This is a genomic window from Qipengyuania nanhaisediminis (genome assembly GCF_045862805.1).
Taxonomy (GTDB): domain Bacteria; phylum Pseudomonadota; class Alphaproteobacteria; order Sphingomonadales; family Sphingomonadaceae; genus Erythrobacter; species Erythrobacter nanhaisediminis_A.
In genome coordinates this window covers 236,806-252,118 of record NZ_AP025760.1, presented here as the reverse complement: position 1 = coordinate 252,118, position 15,313 = coordinate 236,806, and the positions used below count along the sequence as shown (strand labels likewise).

The following is a 15,313-nucleotide window of genomic DNA, read 5'->3' as shown; positions in this document are numbered from 1 at the left end:
GTTTTGGTTGGGGAGCGGCAAGGTTTGGAGCGGGTAAGGGGAATCGAACCCCTCTAGCCAGCTTGGAAGGCTGGAGCATTACCACTATGCTATACCCGCCCGCATCTCAGGCCAGCGCCATTGCCACCGAAAGCGGCTTTTCGTCAAGCAGATGCTTCGCCCGGCCGGATCGCGGCCTCGGCCCTGTTGGCGCGCACCGACCACCAGAAGGCCAGCCCGATCAGCACCGCGCCGATCAGCCCGGTGATCACCTCGGGGATGTGGTAGAAGGTGTTGACGAACATGATCACCGCCAGAGCGAGGATGGCGTAGAAGGCGCCGTGCTCGAGATAGCGATATTCGCTCATCGTCCCCTTGCGCACCAGGAAGATCGTCATCGAGCGCACGAACATCGCCCCGATGCCGAGGCCAATGGCAATGATGATAAGATTGTTGGTGAGCGCAAAGGCGCCGATCACCCCGTCGAAGGAAAAGCTTGCATCGAGCACTTCGAGATAGAGAAACGCGCCGAAACCAGCCTTGGCCACATCGCCGCTCGACGGGGTGGGCGGTTCGAGCATGTGGTTGACGATCTCCACCGCGAGATAGGTGAGCAGGCCCCCGATCGCCGCGGTGATGAAGGTCAGCGCGTCATCGGGAGCGAGCATGGTCGAGGTCGCCCAGACCCCGATCAGCACCACCCCGATCGCGATCGCCTCGATATTGGCGACCCGGGCAACGGGGCGTTCGATCGCGTGAATCCAGTTCAATTGCTTGTCGGGATCGAAGAAGAATTTCAGCCCGACCATGCCCAGGAACGCGCCGCCAAAGCCCATCAGGCCGATATGCGCGTCGCTGACGATGCGCTGGTATTCGCCCGGCTCGTTGAGCGCCAGCCGGATCGCATCGACAGGGCCGAGGCTGGCCGCGACCATCACGATCACCAGCGGAAACACGATCCGCATCCCGAACACCGCGATCGCGATGCCCCAGGTGAGAAAGCGCTGTTGCCACACCGGGGTCATGTCCTTCAGAACCGAGGCATTGACCGCGGCATTGTCGAAGGAGAGCGAGACCTCGAGCACGGCGAGCACCGCGCAGATCCACAGGATCGACAGCGTGCCTTCCAGCGTGCCGGAAATGCTCCAGCCATACCATCCGCCTATCGCCAGGCAGATGGCGGTGAAAAGCAGCGAACCCCAGAAATGCTTTAACATCGAACGGTCATATCCTTCGCGGTCGCGGTCAGCCCACGGCCATGTTGTCGATCAGGCGGGTGGACCCGATCCGCGCGGCTACCAGCAAGCGCGCGGGCCTGTCAGATAGGGAGGCGATCGGCGCAAGGGAAGCGGCATCGGCAAGCACGGCATAGTCGACGCTCTCGAACCCTGCTCCCAGCAACTGGTCCTCGAGCGCGGCGAGGGTGGGCGCGGCCTCCTGGCCGTCCTCGATCCGGGCGACGGCCTCTTCCATGGCGCGCGGCAAGGTGGCGGCGGCGCGCCGGTCGCTGTCCGACAGATACCGGTTGCGGCTCGACATGGCGAGCCCGTCGGCCTCGCGCACGGTGGGCACGCCGATGATCCGGTCGGCAGCGGGATGGGTGAGGTCGAGGTCGCGCGCCATGGCGCGGATCACCGCGAGCTGCTGGAAATCCTTTTCGCCGAAAAAGGCCATGTCGGGCCGGACCTGGTTGAACAGCTTGCAGACCACGGTTGCCACCCCGTCGAAATGGCCGGGCCGGGCCGCGCCGCACAGCCCTTCGCTGACCTGGGCGACCGAGACATTGGTGACGAAGCCTTCGGGATACATCACGCTCGCATCGGGCGCCCATAGCAGCGCACAGCCCTCGGCCTTCAGCATGGCGGCGTCTTCCTCGAGCTGGCGCGGATAGGCGTCTAGGTCCTCGTTTGCGCCGAACTGGGTCGGGTTGACGAAGACCGAGGCGACCACGTGATCGCACGCCTCGCGCGCGCGGCGCACCAGGATCAGGTGGCCTTCGTGAAGCGCGCCCATGGTCGGCACCAGAGCGATCGTCTCGCGCGCTTCCGGCCCCTCGCCACGCAGCCGCGCGACCTCTTTTCTCAACACATCGAGCGTGTGTGCGGTTTGCACCGGCTTTTCCCCTCGGATAGCATCGGTTAGGCGCTTAACCGCTCCCGGCGCGATCGCCAACGCTTGAGAAAAAGGGTTTTACCAAGAGCATGGACGCCAGAACGGCCCATCGTATCGTCTTCGCCAACGAAAAGGGCGGAACCGGCAAGTCGACCACCGCGGTGCATGTCGCCGTTGCGCTGTCCTATCTCGGCGCGCGGGTGACCGCGCTCGACCTCGATCCGCGCCAGCGCACCACGCACCGCTACATGGAAAACCGCTACCACACGATGCAGCGGCGCTCGATCAGCTTGCCAACGCCTGCTTGCGAGGTGTTTGCCGGCGGCGATCGCGACGCCATGCTGGCGACGGTCGAGCGGCTGGAGAAGGATTGCGATTTCCTCGTTATCGACAATCCGGGCCGCGATGATCCGCTCGCGCGCTGCGCGGTCGAGAACGCCGATACGCTGGTCACGCCGATGAATGACAGCTTCGTCGACTTTGACCTGATCGGCCAGGTCGATCCGGAAAATTTCAAGGTCAGGAAACTGTCCTTTTTCGCCGAGCTGATCTGGGAAGCGCGGTTGAAGCGCAGCCGCGCCACGATCGAGAACAAGCGCCCCGAAATGGACTGGATCGTGGTCCGCAACCGCACCGGCTATACCGAGGCGCGCAACATGGCCCGGATCGAGCGCGCCTTGACCGAAATGGCCAAGCGCGTGGGCTTTCGCGTAACCCATGGCCTGTCCGAACGCGTGATCTACCGCGAGCTGTTCCCCTCGGGCCTGACGCTGCTCGACAAGGGGCACCTGGGCGATCTGGGCACCAGCCACCTCGTCGCCCGGCAGGAATTGCGCGCCCTGCTCAAGGCGCTCAGACTGCCCGAATTCGAAAAACCGCAAACCGCGCTCGAGCTCGCCTGAAAAGGTGCTGCTCAAGATCGCCCTGCTTCTCATCGCCGCGAGCCTGTTGTGCCGCTGGGCGATCGGCCAGTGGCCGTGGCAGCTGGCGAAGGCGGGCACCGAGGGTGAGCGCAAGCGCAAGCACGCGCGGGCGGTGCTGGGTGTCGGCGCGCGCGCTGACAGGGCCGAAATCCTCGCTGCGCACAAGCTGGTCCTGACACGGGTCCACCCCGATCGAGGCGGCAGCGCGGCCAAGGTGCACGAGGCCAACGAGGCGCGCGACCTCCTGCTCGCGGCGCTGGGCGAGCCTCCCGCGCGGATCGCAAGCCGCGACGATGGCGATGCGGGGGGGTGATGCAGGCGGCAGGGACGGGGTCTAGACCGGCCGGAACGGGGCCATAATTGACCAATTTCGATGCATTGGCCGCGCCCGATTGCCGGCGCGGGGATTGACACGGACCCGCATAGCCAGCTTGGACGAACGGCATATCTGCCAGGCTTTCAGGACACGCTTTGATCATGTCGCACAATTTCGACCCCACCGTTCTGCGCGAATACGATATTCGCGGGATCATCGGCCAGACCCTTGGCGCGGACGATGCCCGTGCGATCGGCCGCGGTTTCGGCACCCTGTTGCGCCGCGAAGTGGGGCTCGATCAGGAAGCGCCCTGCGTGGCGGTGGGATATGATGGGCGGGTCAGCTCGCCCATGCTCGAACACGCGCTAGTCGAGGGGCTGACCGCGAGCGGGTGCAACGTGCTGCGGATCGGCCTGGGGGCCACCCCGATGCTCTATTATGCCGAGGCGTCACGCGATGAGGTGCAGGGCGGCATTCAGATAACTGGCAGCCACAATCCCTCCAATTACAATGGCTTCAAGATGGTCTTTCAGGGGCGACCGTTTTTCGGGGCCGATATCCAGCGGCTCGGCCGGATGGGAGCCGAAGGCGATTGGTGCGACGGGGCGGGAAGCACCGCCTCGCTCGACATCCTTGGCGAGTATGTCGAGCGCATGCTCGAGGGACTCGACGGGATCGACGAGGCCGCGCTTTCGGGCCTCAAGGTCGGCTGGGACGCGGGCAACGGCGCTGCCGGCCCCGCGCTCGAGGCGCTCACCGCACGGCTTCCGGGTGAACATCATCTGCTGTTTACCGAGGTCGATGGACATTTTCCCAATCACCATCCTGATCCGACTGTCGAGGCGAACCTTGCAGACCTGCGCGCGCTCGTCGCGGCGAAGAACCTCGACTTTGGAGTGGCCTTTGACGGCGATGGCGACCGGATCGGCGCGATCGACGGAACCGGCCGGGTGATCTGGGGCGACCAATTGCTGATGATCTATGCCGAGGACGCGCTCAGAACCCGCCCGGGCGCAACGGTTATCGCCGATGTGAAGGCCAGCCGCGCGCTGTTTGACCGGGTCGCCGACCTGGGCGGAACGCCGCTGATGTGGAAGACCGGCCATTCGCTCATCAAGTCCAAAATGAAGGAAACCGGCGCCCCGCTCGCAGGCGAGATGAGCGGCCACGTCTTCTTTGCCGACAGCTATTACGGCTTTGACGATGCGCTCTATGCCGGTGTCCGGCTGCTTGCCGCGAGCGCGCGGCTGGGCAAGTCGGTGACCGAATTGCGCGGCGCGATCCCGCCCATGCTCAACACTCCCGAAATGCGTTTCCAGGTCGACGAGGCACGCAAGTTCCCCGCGATCGCCGAAGTGACCGAGCGGCTTACCACCGATCCGGGCGAGCACGTCGAGAGCGTCAATGCCACCGATGGCGTGCGGGTGAACACGAAGGACGGCTGGTGGCTGCTGCGCGCCTCGAACACCCAGGACGTGCTGGTCGCGCGCGCCGAGAGCGACAGCGAGGAAGGGCTAGAACGCCTGATCGCCCAGATCGACGAGCAGCTCGAACTTTCGGGCCTCGAACGCGGGGAAAGCGTCGGCCACTAGGCGGCAGGGCAAAGCGGGAGACGGGAACGCCGCGCCCGGCTATACGCTTCTGATCCATGCCCGCCGCCGCCAACCCGCCCGCAATCCCGCCTGAAATCGCAGGCTGGTTCGATGCGCGCGGCTGGCGCATTCGCCGCCACCAGCACGACATGTTCGAAAAGGCGCGAGCGGGTCGCCATGCCTTGCTGGTTGCGGATACAGGCGCGGGCAAGACGCTCGCCGGGTTCCTGCCGACCCTGTGCGATTTCGCGCCCTCTGCCGGGCCGCCACCGGCAGACGGGCTGCACACGCTCTACATCTCACCGCTCAAGGCGCTCGCGCATGACGTGAAGCGCAACCTCCTCACCCCGGTCGAGGAGATCGGCCTGCCGATCAAGGTCGAGGCGCGCAGCGGCGACACCCCGTCCGATCGCAAGCGCCGCCAGCGCGAAAAGCCGCCGCATGTGCTCCTGACGACGCCCGAAAGCCTGTCGCTGCTGCTCTCCTATCCCGAGAGCCTGACGATGTTTGCAGGGCTGAAACGGATCGTGATCGACGAGGTCCACGCCTTTGCCACCGGCAAGCGCGGCGACCTGCTCGCGCTCGCGCTCACCCGGCTCCACGCCATCGCCCCTGACGCGGTGCGCGCCGCGCTTTCGGCGACGCTCGCCAACCCGCTCGCCTTCCAGGAATGGCTCGCCCCGCAGCCGCCCGAGGCCGAAGGCGAGATCCGCGCCGCCGACCTCGTCCTGGGCGAGCCGGGGGCCGAACCCGAGGTCGAGATCCTGCTCCCCGAGGAAGCGCGCGTGCCATGGGGCGGGCACGCGGCGACCTGGTCGATCCCGCAGCTCTACGAGGAGCTCAAGAACAACCGCACCACGCTGATCTTCACCAATACCCGCTTTCTTGCCGAATACATCTTCCAGCACCTGTGGGACGCGAACGAGGACAAGCTGCCGATCGGGGTCCATCACGGCTCGCTCAGCGTCGAGGCGCGGCGCAAGGTCGAAGGCGCGATGGCGCGCGGTGAATTGCGCGCGCTGGTGGCAACCGCGAGCCTCGATCTTGGCGTCGACTGGGGCGATATCGACCTCGTCATCCAGATGGGCGCGCCCAAGGGTTCCTCGCGCCTGCTCCAGCGGATCGGGCGCGCCAATCACCGGCTCGACGAACCCAGCCGCGCGCTCCTTGTGCCCGGCAACCGGTTCGAATTCCTCGAGGCAATCGCGGCCAAGGAGGCGGTCGATGCCGGCCAGCGCGACGGCGAGAGCTTTCACCCCGGAATGCTCGACGTGCTCGCCCAGCACGTCATGGCCTGCGCCTGTGCCGGCCCGTTCCACGAGGACGCGCTGCTCGCCGAGGTGCGCACCGCGCTGTCCTATGCCTGGCTCGACAAGGAGAAGTTCGCACGCGTTCTCAGCTTCGTCGAGAACGGCGGCTACGCGCTCAAGGCCTATGACAAGTTCAAGCGGATCGTGCGCGACAAGACAGGGGTTTGGCGGCTGTCGCACCCGCAACAGGCCGCGCGCCACCGGATCAATGCCGGCATCATCATCGATGGCGAGTTCCTCAACGTCCGCATCTCGGCAGGCGGCGGACGCGGAGGCCGCTCGCTCGGCAAGGTCGAGGAACGCTTTGCCGCGCAATTGTCGCCCGGAGACACCTTCGCCTTTGCCGGGACCAGCCTCGAGGTGGTCTCGGTCAAGGACATGGACGTGATCGTGCGCGCATCGAGCAAGGCGGCGATGATCCCCTCCTATGGCGGGGCGCGCATGCCGCTCACCACGCACCTTGCCGACAGGGTGCGCGCAATGCTGGTCGACCGCGCGGGCTGGGCGCGCTTTCCCGACGATGTGCGCGAATGGCTCGAAGTGCAGGATTACCGCAGCCAGATGCCCGGGCCCGGCGATGTCATGGTCGAGACCTTCCCGCACCAGAAGCGCCATTATGCCGTGTTCTACAGCTTCATCGGGTGGAACGCGAACCAGTCGCTCGGCATGCTGGTGACCAAGCGGATGGAGGATCGCGGGCTCCAGCCGCTGGGGTTCAACGCCAATGATTACTGCCTCGCGGTGTGGAGCCTCAAGCCGATCGAGGACCCCGCCCCGCTGCTCTCGCCCGATATCCTTACCCACGAATTCGTCGAGTGGGTGCAAGGCTCGCACCTCCTGCGCCGCGCCTTCCGCGAAGTCGCGGTGATCGGCGGGCTGGTCGAACGCCAGCATCCCGGCAAGCGCAAGACCGGCAAGCAGGTCACTTTCTCGACCGACCTCATTTACGATGTGCTGCGCAAATACGAGCCCGACCACGTCCTGCTCGAAGCGGCCTGGGCCGATGCGCGCACGCGGATGACCGATATCGGGAGGCTTTCAGACCTGCTCGACAACGCGCAGCAGCGGCTCCGCCATGTCGCGCTCGAACGCGTCAGCCCGCTGGCGGTGCCGATCATGGTGCTGATCGGCCGCGAGAACACTCCGCAAGGCTCGGCCGACGACGAATTGCTGCTCGAGGCCGAGGGGCTGGCGGGCGAGGCGATGCGGATCGACCCGCCTGCCGAAGGCGATTAGGGCGAGCGATCAGTCCCAGTCGCGGTGCCGGTGATTGCCGATAAAGGCGAAGCGCTTGGCGCCTGCATCCTTGATCAGCGTGAGCGTCCTTGCCGATGTGTCGTAGCTCGCGAGCGCGGCGGGCTCGAAGCGTAGCAGTGGCTCGTCTTCGCTCGCAGCAGCGGCGGCGACTTGCGCGGCAAGCTGGTCGCGGGTGAGCGGCGCGCCGTTCCAGCTGAGTTCGTCGGCCTCGCTGATCGCCACGGTGTTTTCGGCAAGCACCGCGAAAGGCGGGTCGATCGTCTCGCCCGGCAGATCGACCTGGGTGACATGCGGCTTGATGGGGACTGCGAGGATCAGCATGACCAGCAATACCAGCAGGACATCGATAAAGGGAGTGACGTTCATCTCGCCCATTGCTCGCCGCGAGCGCTTGTGCCGTCCGCGCGGATCGTATTGACCTGAAAAGCGGCTGCGGAAACCGGGGGAAGCGATAGCCATAATATCTCTCCTCTATGGGGAATGGTATAGTATATCATGGCAAAGAAGTAGGCAAATGAGACACAGTCAGGGTGCCTCTCCGCACCTGGACCCCAACGAAAAAGGGCGCCGCGATTGCTCGCAGCGCCCCCTCATCCGGCTAGTCCATTGCAAGGCCAGCCCGAAATGTTGTCCGCGTCAGCCGGCAGTGCCGAAGACGCGGTATTTCTCGTTTCCGACAAAGCCGAACTTGGTCACACCCGATGCCTTGATGATCTGCAGCACCTTGGCCGACAGGTCATAGCTGGCCTGCGCTTCGGGTTCGAACTGCAGTTCCGGCTCGACCGACATGGTGGTCGTTTCGGCCAGGATCGTGCGCAGCTGGCCCGAATTGACCGGATCGCCGTTCCACAGGATCTGGTCGGTCGAAGTCAGCACAAGCTTGTTCTTGACCGGATCGATCTGGATGTCGGTCGGTGGCGGGCTGCCTTGCGGCAGGTCGATATCGACCGAGTGGGTCGCCACCGGGATCGTGATGATGAACATGATCAGCAGCACGAGCAGGACGTCGATCAGCGGCGTCATGTTCATGTCGATCATTGGCTCGCCGTCGAGCTGGCCTCCAGCCATACCCATATCAGTTACTCCTCAAATATTGCACTGCGCGGCGCATCAGCCGTTCGGATCGACCGGGTTCGAGATGAACCCGACGGTCGGATAGCCGGCAGCCTGCACGTTGTAGATCGTGCCTGCGATGCAGCGCCACGGCGTGTTCACGTCGCCGCGAATGTGGACCTGCGGGATGCGGTCGGGGTCTTCCATGATGGCCTCGGGCCCGCCTGCGGCCTGGACGATCGCGTCGAGGCGATTGAAGGCCAGGTCGTAAAGCTCTTCCGAGGACACCGGGGTGATGTTGTTGAAGAACACCCGGCATTCGCCGGTGCGCGTGGCACCCTGGTAACCCGAACGGATCACACCGGGGGTGCGCCCTTCGGCATCGGTCGTGCTCACCGTGATCTGCAGGTTCTCGACCTTGTTCTTCGATTCGACCGATTCGAAGACCGGGATCTCGAGCCGTTCGATCGTCTGGATCGCCACCGGAACCGCGATGAGGAAGATGATCAGGAGCACCAGCATCACGTCCACCAGCGGTGTGGTGTTGATGTCGGACATTGGGGTTTCGCCCCCGCCTCCCATCTGGATCGCCATTAGCTAATTCCTTGAATTATTCTTGAAGCGGCGCTTGCGCGCCTTTGGCGTCTTGCCCGTCCCGCGTCGCGTTGCCGGTCGGCGGGGCAGGCTGGTGCGGCGGGGATGCGCCCATCGGACGCGCCCCCGCCATCACCGATCACTTCTTGAGCGAAGCGCTTGCACCGCCGGCGGTGGTGGCGGGCTTGGCAGCGGCCGGCTTGGCAGCGCCGCCCTTGGCAGCCGGAGCCGCGCTGACGGCCGGCTTGATCGAACCGTTCGAGCCGATATAGGCGACGATGTCGTTCGAGAAGTCGGTCATCAGGGCGTTGATGCGACGGTTGCGCGACTGCAGCCAGTTAAAGGCAAGCACGGCCGGAACCGCGACGAGCAGACCGATGGCGGTCATGATCAGCGCTTCACCGACGGGACCTGCGACCTTGTCGATCGAGGCCGAGCCTTCGATGCCGATATTGATCAGCGCGCGGTAGATACCGATCACCGTACCCAGCAGACCGATGAACGGTGCGGTCGCACCCACCGATGCGAGGAACGACAGGCCGCCATTGAGCGACTGGTTGATGGTGTCCTGCGAGTGAGCGAGCTCTTCCTCGACGAAGTGGATCTCGTTGCCGGCCCCTTCCATCTTGGCGTGGTGGTCCTGTGCGGTCACCGCGTCATCGGCGAGCTGGCGCCATGCGCTGTTCTTCTCGAGCTTGGTGGCGCCTTCGCGCAGCGTCGGAGCGCGCCAGAATGCGGTGCGAACACCCTTGTACTGGCGCATCACCTTGTTCTGTTCGAACAGCTTGGTGAACAGGATGTAGAACGATCCGACCGACATGATGACCATGACGCCCAGGATCGACCAGGCGACGGGGCCGCCTTCTTCCATGGCTTTCCAGAAGCCGAACTCGTTGACCGGCGCTTCGGTGTCGGCGGCAGCCGCTGCAAGATAATAAAGGTTCATTGCGAGTAGTCCTTTTAAAAAATTGTCCCCAAGGCGGCCGGATGTTCTCCAGTCCCGGCTGCCGTGAAATCCATCAGTTCAATCGATAGGTGATCCGCGTCGAATACGCACCCGTGGTCGGGTTGCCCGCATCGTTGAGCGCCGGGTTGAAGCGCGCATAGCGTTCCATCCCGCGGCAAGCGGCCTGGTCGAGAATGCTCGACCCGCTCGACGCCGTGACCGAGCAATTGGTTGCTCGACCTTCGGGCGTGACGGTGACGCGAACGCCCACGGTACCCTCGATTTCCTCACGCAGGGCGCGCGAGGGATAGTTTTCCTGGATCCGTGCAGCCCAGCGGCGCTCGTTGCGAGTCGTCGCACCGCGTGCCTGCGAAGGCGGCGGGGGCGGCGGCGGCGCTGCGACAGGCGCAGGCGGTGGGATGACCAGCGCCGGCGGAGCGGGCGGCGGTATCGTCGGCTGCGTCTGGATCGGTGGCGGGGCCGGCGCGATCTGGATCGGCGGCGGCGGTGCCACGGGCGGCGGCGGCGCGGTTTCCTCCGGCGGAGGCGGCGGCTCGTCCGGCTCTTCGGGGGGCGGGGGCTCCTCAATGTCGACCGTGGTGACGCGCTCGACGACTTCCTGCACGGCCGAAATGGCCAGGCCGGAAATGAGCAGGTACCCGATCAGCACATGGATCAACGCCACGATGATGATGGAAACCACCTTGTTTCCACTCATTTGTTGGTCAGCGTAGGCCATCCAGTCGCTTTCTCTCCATCTAGACTGCCGGACATGAGGTCCGACAAAATTGACACGCACCCGGTCCAGTCCAGAACCCCCGAATCGCTCGCGCCGAGGCGCAAGTGTCCAGGAACACTGCATCAGACCCGGGCCCGTGAATCCCGTAATCCTGTATCTTCCAGACCGTTCCCCGCTTTGCTCTCGCGACGCCCGTCAACCCTGTGGGCGCTCGCGCGAAACCGGTTCGCGGCCTACCAACCTGCGGGTCGGTTTCCCGGACGCCTCCAGATCGGTGCGGTTTGCGGCGAGGCTTTCTTCCAGTCTCTCCCCAAACCTCACGGGCTTTAACGGTCAACACTTAGGCAATCAAACGCTTTTACGGTTCAGGGCCAATTCAGCGCCTTGGATCTCTAGCGGTCCAGCACCATTATGAATGCATGAGAAAGCTGCAGGGTTTGAGCCATATGTCCCGCGTTAACGCGAATTTAACAACTGATTTCAAGGGCATGGCCCTGGCGCTTTGCGGCGCGTTGGCGCTCGTGTCGGGCGCCGCCCCGGCCCAGGCGCAGCACGAAGGCGCGATACCGGTCGCGGCCGATCTGGCCACCTATGCCGATCTCGCCAGCCTCGCCGAACGCAGCGACATGGTCATTCACGTGGAGATTCGCCGCCAGACCGAGGTCGAGCGTGAACGCGCCCCCGGACTCGCGCCCGGCCATGCCCGGCTCTACATCGAGGCGCGCACGCTCTCGCTGATCGCGGGCAATGCGCCGCTGGGCGAATCGCTCGCCTATCTGGTCGACGTGCCCCTGCGACCCAACGGAAAACCCGAAAAGCTCAAGAAGCGCGAGATGATCCTGTTCGCAGACGCGGTCCCGGGACGCGCGGGAGCGGTCCAGCTGACCGGGCGTAGTGCCCAGCTCGACTATTCGCCCGGCTTCGTCGATCGCCTGCGCCCTGTCCTGTCCGAGCTGGTCGCGCCCGATGCCCCGCCCGCGATCACCGGGGTGAGCGATGCGCTCTCTGTCCCCGGCACCCTGGCGGGCGAATCGGAAACGCAGGTCTTCCTCAGCGCCGATGACGGCGCGCCGGTCTCGATCACCGTTCTGCGCCGGCCCGGACAGCGCCCGGTCTGGGGCGTCTCGTGGGGCGAGATCATCGACAGCGCGGCGCGCCCGCCGCGACCCGGCACGCTGGCCTGGTACCGGCTCGCCTGCGGCTTGCCGGAAAGGCTGCCCTCTAGCGCCAATCTCGCGCAGGACATCGCCGCGCGCCGCCAGGCCGAGCGCGACTATGCGCTCGTGGTCGAGGAATTGGGCGCCTGCGAACGGGCGATCACCGAAGCGATCTGATCGGCGCTGCAAGCACAACTTGCTTGACCCCGACCCGGCTGCGCGCCAGCCCTGCATGCAGGTTATTGCAACGCAGCATCGGGACCGAGAGACGTGGGTGAGACAGCTTCCAGCAAACCGCTGACCATTGCCATTGCCGGGCTCGGCACGGTGGGCGTTGGCGTGATTCGCCTGCTCGAGACCAATCGCGACCTGATCGCCGCGCGCGCGGGCCGGGCGATCACCGTCACCGCCGTGAGCGCGCGCGACCGCAGCAAGGATCGCGGCGTCGATATCGCGCCCTTCGCCTGGGAGGATGACATGACCGCGCTCGCCGGGCGCGGCGATGTCGATGTCGTGGTCGAACTGGTCGGCGGTGCCGATGGCCCCGCGCTCGCGCTTTCGCGTGCCGCGCTCGATGCGGGCAAGGGGCTGGTCACCGCCAACAAGGCGATGGTCGCGCATCACGGCCTTGCGCTCGCCGAGGCCGCCGAGACCGCGCGCGCCCCGCTCAAGTTCGAGGCCGCGGTCGCGGGCGGCATCCCGGTGGTCAAGGGGCTGCGCGAAGGGACCAGCGCCAATGCGCTGACCCGGGTTTACGGCATACTCAACGGCACCTGCAATTACATCCTCTCGCAGATGGAGGCGAGCGGCGCGGACTTTGACGAAGTGCTCGCCGAGGCACAGGCGCTCGGCTATGCCGAGGCCGATCCGACCTTCGACATCGAGGGCATCGATGCCGCGCACAAGCTCGCCATTCTCGCCGCGATCGGCTTTGGCGCACGGATCGATTTCGACGCGGTCGATATCGTCGGGATCACCGGCGTGCGCGCCGCCGATATCGCCCAGGCCGACACGCTCGGCTTCGTCATCCGCCTGATTGCCGAGGCCGACATTGCCGATGGCCACCTGCTCCAGCGGGTGCGGCCGTGCCTGGTTGCCAAGGGCCATCCGCTCGCACCCGTCGACGGGCCGACCAATGCGGTTGTGGCCGAGGGCAATTTCTCCGGGCGGCTGCTGTTCCAGGGCGCGGGCGCGGGCGACGGACCGACCGCCAGCGCGGTGGTCGCCGACCTCATCGATATCGCGCGCGCGCAAGGCGGCCCCGGCGAATTCGGGGCGCCCTTCGCCATGCCCGCGGCACAATTGCAACCCTTCACCCCCGCCGATCCCGGCGAGCGAACCGAGCGCACCTATCTGCGCTTCACCGTCAAGGACCGCCCCGGCGTGCTCGCCGAGATTACCGCCGCGATGCGCGATGCCGATGTCTCGATCGAGAGCCTGATCCAGAAAGGCCGCGCCGAAGAAGGCGGCGAAGTGCTGGTGGCGATGGTCACTCACGAAGGGCCCGAGGCCCATGTCCGCCGCGCGCTCGACCTTCTCGACGGGTCCGAAAGCCTTACCGGCGCGCCGCTGGTCCTGCCGATCCTCGCCAGCTGAACGCTATTCTCCGGGCACGGGCGGGGCGTCGAGGCCGAGCGCCCGGCGGCGCTGGGCAATCGCCGCGGCGTTCGCCTCCTCGCGTCCGAGCGGTGGAAGCCCGCGCGCGATCCGGTCGGCATCCGAGCCGGGCGGCGCCTCGGGCAAGGCCTCGATATCGATCATGATCGCCGCTTCGGGCGGGCAGGGCGGGATCAGGCACAGCCCGCCGATTGTCGGCGCCCCGCGAAAGATGCCGCCGCCCGCAACATCGACAAGCTGTTCGCCCATGGTGCGCCGGGCATAGTCGCGCCGCCATTGATCGGCATCCCACGACCCGTCGCTCGCCTCGCCAAGCTGGCGGCACACGACGATCTCGTTGGCGATCCGCGCGGCATCGGCCTCTTCCTCGCAATCCTCGGCGATCAGCCGGTCGGATTGCGATCGCGGCACGGTGACCGACAGGTCGATTCCCTGCCTTTCGGCATCGGGCCGGTCCTGCGTTCCGTCTGCCGGGGCTTGCGCGAATGCGGGTGAGGCAAGGCCGTGGAGGGCAGCAAGAACGAGTGTGGCAGTGGCGGCATGGCGCGCAAATTCTGGCACAAGGTGGGTCCCCCGTCTCGACAAGCCGCTTCCTCCGGGTTTAAGCGCGAGGCCGCAGGCAAGCCCGAAAAGGACTGAATTTCGCATGAATACCCCCGACAACGGATTTCTTGGCACAGATATGCTCGCGGCCAAAGACACCGCGACGAATTCCGACGCGATCGACCGCGTGCTGGTGCTCGAAATGGTCCGCGTGACCGAGGCCGCGGCGGTCGCCGCTGCGCAATTGATCGGGCGGGGCGATGAAAAGGCCGCCGATGCCGCCGCTGTCGAGGCGATGCGGCGCGCCTTCGACACGCTCTACATGGATGGGACCGTGGTGATCGGCGAGGGCGAGCGCGACGAGGCGCCGATGCTCTATATCGGCGAGAAGGTCGGCATCGGCAAGGGCCCCGCGATCGACATCGCGCTGGACCCGCTCGAAGGCACGACGATCACTGCCAAGGCCGGGCCCAACGCGCTTGCCGTGCTGGCGGCGGCGGAAAAGGGCGACCTACTCAATGCGCCCGATGTCTATATGGACAAGCTCGCGGTCGGCCCAGGCCTTCCCGAGGGCGTGATCGATCTGGCGAAATCGCCGAGCGAGAACGTGCGCGCAGTGGCCGAGGCCAAGGGCAAGCAGCCCGCCGACATCAATGTCTGCGTGCTCGACCGGCCCCGCCATGCCGACCTGATCGCAGAGCTGCGGGGGCTGGGCTGCGGGGTCTTCCTGATCGGCGATGGCGATGTCGCGGGGGTCATCGCGGTGACCGATCAGGACACCGGGATCGACATGTATATGGGCCAGGGCGGCGCACCCGAGGGCGTGCTCGCGGCGGCGGCCTTGCGCTGCGTGGGCGGCCAGTTCAACGGGCGGCTGGTGTTCCGCAACGCCGATGAAAAGGCGCGCGCGAAGAAATGGGGCATCACCGATCTCGACCGGATCTACACGCTCGGGGACCTCGTGAAGGGCGACTGCATCTTCGCGGCCACCGGCGTGACCGACGGATCGCTGCTCGAAGGGGTCAAGCGCCGCCGCAAGTCGACCGGCGCGGTGATCATGACCACCGAGAGCGTGGTGATGCGCGCCTCGTCGGGCACGGTGCGCTGGGTCAAGGGCGAGCACAGGATCACGCCGCACAGGGCATGAACCGACAGTCCCGCCGCCACGGCGTTCC

At 65.9% G+C, this 15,313-nt stretch carries 15 protein-coding genes and 1 tRNA gene; 7 read left to right on the top strand and 9 right to left on the bottom strand.

Features of this window, described 5'->3' with window-relative positions:
- Positions 1-25: 25 nt before the first annotated feature.
- From ACKTSM_RS01245 to panC, 3 genes are all read right to left on the bottom strand, one after another.
- A tRNA-Gly gene (locus tag ACKTSM_RS01245) sits at positions 26-99 on the bottom strand.
- 44 nt (positions 100-143) lie between these two features.
- Positions 144-1,196 (bottom strand): DUF475 domain-containing protein, encoded by a 1,053-nt coding sequence (locus tag ACKTSM_RS01240; protein ID WP_407875337.1) that lies wholly within the window; start codon positions 1,194-1,196, stop codon positions 144-146.
- 28 nt (positions 1,197-1,224) lie between these two features.
- Entirely contained in the window at positions 1,225-2,091 is an 867-nt protein-coding gene (gene panC / locus ACKTSM_RS01235; protein ID WP_407875336.1) for a pantoate--beta-alanine ligase, read from the bottom strand.
- A gap of 89 nt (positions 2,092-2,180) precedes the next feature.
- On the opposite strand from panC, the gene ACKTSM_RS01230 reads away from it, so the two are divergent.
- The 4 genes from ACKTSM_RS01230 to ACKTSM_RS01215 all read left to right on the top strand — a co-directional run bounded on the left by ACKTSM_RS01230 (position 2,181) and on the right by ACKTSM_RS01215 (position 7,468).
- Positions 2,181-2,993, top strand: coding sequence for a division plane positioning ATPase MipZ (locus ACKTSM_RS01230; protein WP_407875335.1), 813 nt, complete (start codon positions 2,181-2,183; stop codon positions 2,991-2,993).
- 4 nt (positions 2,994-2,997) lie between these two features.
- Entirely contained in the window at positions 2,998-3,327 is a 330-nt protein-coding gene (locus ACKTSM_RS01225) for a molecular chaperone DnaJ (protein WP_407875334.1), read from the top strand.
- 164 nt (positions 3,328-3,491) lie between these two features.
- Complete coding sequence (gene pgmG / locus ACKTSM_RS01220; RefSeq protein ID WP_407875333.1) at positions 3,492-4,922, top strand: phosphoglucomutase/phosphomannomutase PgmG; 1,431 nt, start codon at positions 3,492-3,494, stop codon at positions 4,920-4,922.
- A gap of 56 nt (positions 4,923-4,978) precedes the next feature.
- Complete coding sequence (locus tag ACKTSM_RS01215; protein WP_407875332.1) at positions 4,979-7,468, top strand: ligase-associated DNA damage response DEXH box helicase; 2,490 nt, start codon at positions 4,979-4,981, stop codon at positions 7,466-7,468.
- Positions 7,469-7,477: 9 nt separating this feature from the next.
- On the opposite strand, the gene ACKTSM_RS01210 is transcribed toward ACKTSM_RS01215, so the two are convergent.
- From ACKTSM_RS01210 to ACKTSM_RS01190, 5 genes are all read right to left on the bottom strand, one after another.
- The gene (locus tag ACKTSM_RS01210) at positions 7,478-7,948 is read right to left on the bottom strand and encodes an ExbD/TolR family protein (RefSeq protein WP_407875331.1); all 471 of its coding nucleotides are present in this window, start codon (positions 7,946-7,948) and stop codon (positions 7,478-7,480) included.
- A 177-nt stretch (positions 7,949-8,125) separates the two neighbouring features.
- Complete coding sequence (locus ACKTSM_RS01205; RefSeq protein ID WP_407875330.1) at positions 8,126-8,563, bottom strand: ExbD/TolR family protein; 438 nt, start codon at positions 8,561-8,563, stop codon at positions 8,126-8,128.
- Between the two features lie 36 nt (positions 8,564-8,599).
- Positions 8,600-9,136, bottom strand: a complete 537-nt coding sequence (locus tag ACKTSM_RS01200; RefSeq protein WP_407875329.1) for an ExbD/TolR family protein — start codon at positions 9,134-9,136, stop codon at positions 8,600-8,602.
- A 139-nt stretch (positions 9,137-9,275) separates the two neighbouring features.
- Positions 9,276-10,082: a MotA/TolQ/ExbB proton channel family protein gene (locus tag ACKTSM_RS01195; protein ID WP_407875328.1), complete on the bottom strand. Its 807-nt coding sequence runs from the start codon at positions 10,080-10,082 to the stop codon at positions 9,276-9,278.
- A 73-nt stretch (positions 10,083-10,155) separates the two neighbouring features.
- On the bottom strand, positions 10,156-10,821 hold the full coding sequence (locus tag ACKTSM_RS01190; protein ID WP_407875327.1) for an energy transducer TonB: 666 nt from the start codon (positions 10,819-10,821) through the stop codon (positions 10,156-10,158).
- A gap of 488 nt (positions 10,822-11,309) precedes the next feature.
- Here ACKTSM_RS01190 and ACKTSM_RS01185 point away from each other — a divergent pair, with 488 nt between their 5' ends.
- Together ACKTSM_RS01185 and ACKTSM_RS01180 are read left to right on the top strand one after the other, a co-directional pair.
- The gene (locus ACKTSM_RS01185) at positions 11,310-12,155 is read left to right on the top strand and encodes a hypothetical protein (RefSeq protein WP_407875326.1); all 846 of its coding nucleotides are present in this window, start codon (positions 11,310-11,312) and stop codon (positions 12,153-12,155) included.
- Positions 12,156-12,248: 93 nt separating this feature from the next.
- Positions 12,249-13,574, top strand: coding sequence for a homoserine dehydrogenase (locus tag ACKTSM_RS01180; protein ID WP_407875325.1), 1,326 nt, complete (start codon positions 12,249-12,251; stop codon positions 13,572-13,574).
- Positions 13,575-13,577: 3 nt separating this feature from the next.
- Here ACKTSM_RS01180 and ACKTSM_RS01175 read toward each other — a convergent pair whose 3' ends face one another.
- Entirely contained in the window at positions 13,578-14,156 is a 579-nt protein-coding gene (locus ACKTSM_RS01175) for a hypothetical protein (RefSeq protein ID WP_407875324.1), read from the bottom strand.
- Positions 14,157-14,277: 121 nt separating this feature from the next.
- On the opposite strand from ACKTSM_RS01175, the gene glpX reads away from it, so the two are divergent.
- Positions 14,278-15,285 (top strand): class II fructose-bisphosphatase, encoded by a 1,008-nt coding sequence (gene glpX, locus ACKTSM_RS01170; RefSeq protein ID WP_407876383.1) that lies wholly within the window; start codon positions 14,278-14,280, stop codon positions 15,283-15,285.
- Positions 15,286-15,313: the final 28 nt, after the last annotated feature.

What these genes read in the sequence shown, in the direction of transcription:
- ACKTSM_RS01240 (WP_407875337.1), bottom strand. Translation starts at nt 1,196, where the DNA reads ATGTTAAAGCATTTCTGGGGTTCGCTGCTTTTCACCGCCATCTGCCTG.
- ACKTSM_RS01230 (WP_407875335.1), top strand. Translation starts at nt 2,181, where the DNA reads ATGGACGCCAGAACGGCCCATCGTATCGTCTTCGCCAACGAAAAGGGC.
- pgmG (WP_407875333.1), top strand. Translation starts at nt 3,492, where the DNA reads ATGTCGCACAATTTCGACCCCACCGTTCTGCGCGAATACGATATTCGC.
- ACKTSM_RS01215 (WP_407875332.1), top strand. Translation starts at nt 4,979, where the DNA reads ATGCCCGCCGCCGCCAACCCGCCCGCAATCCCGCCTGAAATCGCAGGC.
- ACKTSM_RS01210 (WP_407875331.1), bottom strand. Translation starts at nt 7,948, where the DNA reads ATGGCTATCGCTTCCCCCGGTTTCCGCAGCCGCTTTTCAGGTCAATAC.
- ACKTSM_RS01205 (WP_407875330.1), bottom strand. Translation starts at nt 8,563, where the DNA reads ATGGGTATGGCTGGAGGCCAGCTCGACGGCGAGCCAATGATCGACATG.
- ACKTSM_RS01200 (WP_407875329.1), bottom strand. Translation starts at nt 9,136, where the DNA reads ATGGCGATCCAGATGGGAGGCGGGGGCGAAACCCCAATGTCCGACATC.
- ACKTSM_RS01195 (WP_407875328.1), bottom strand. Translation starts at nt 10,082, where the DNA reads ATGAACCTTTATTATCTTGCAGCGGCTGCCGCCGACACCGAAGCGCCG.
- ACKTSM_RS01190 (WP_407875327.1), bottom strand. Translation starts at nt 10,821, where the DNA reads ATGGCCTACGCTGACCAACAAATGAGTGGAAACAAGGTGGTTTCCATC.
- ACKTSM_RS01185 (WP_407875326.1), top strand. Translation starts at nt 11,310, where the DNA reads ATGGCCCTGGCGCTTTGCGGCGCGTTGGCGCTCGTGTCGGGCGCCGCC.
- glpX (WP_407876383.1), top strand. Translation starts at nt 14,278, where the DNA reads ATGCTCGCGGCCAAAGACACCGCGACGAATTCCGACGCGATCGACCGC.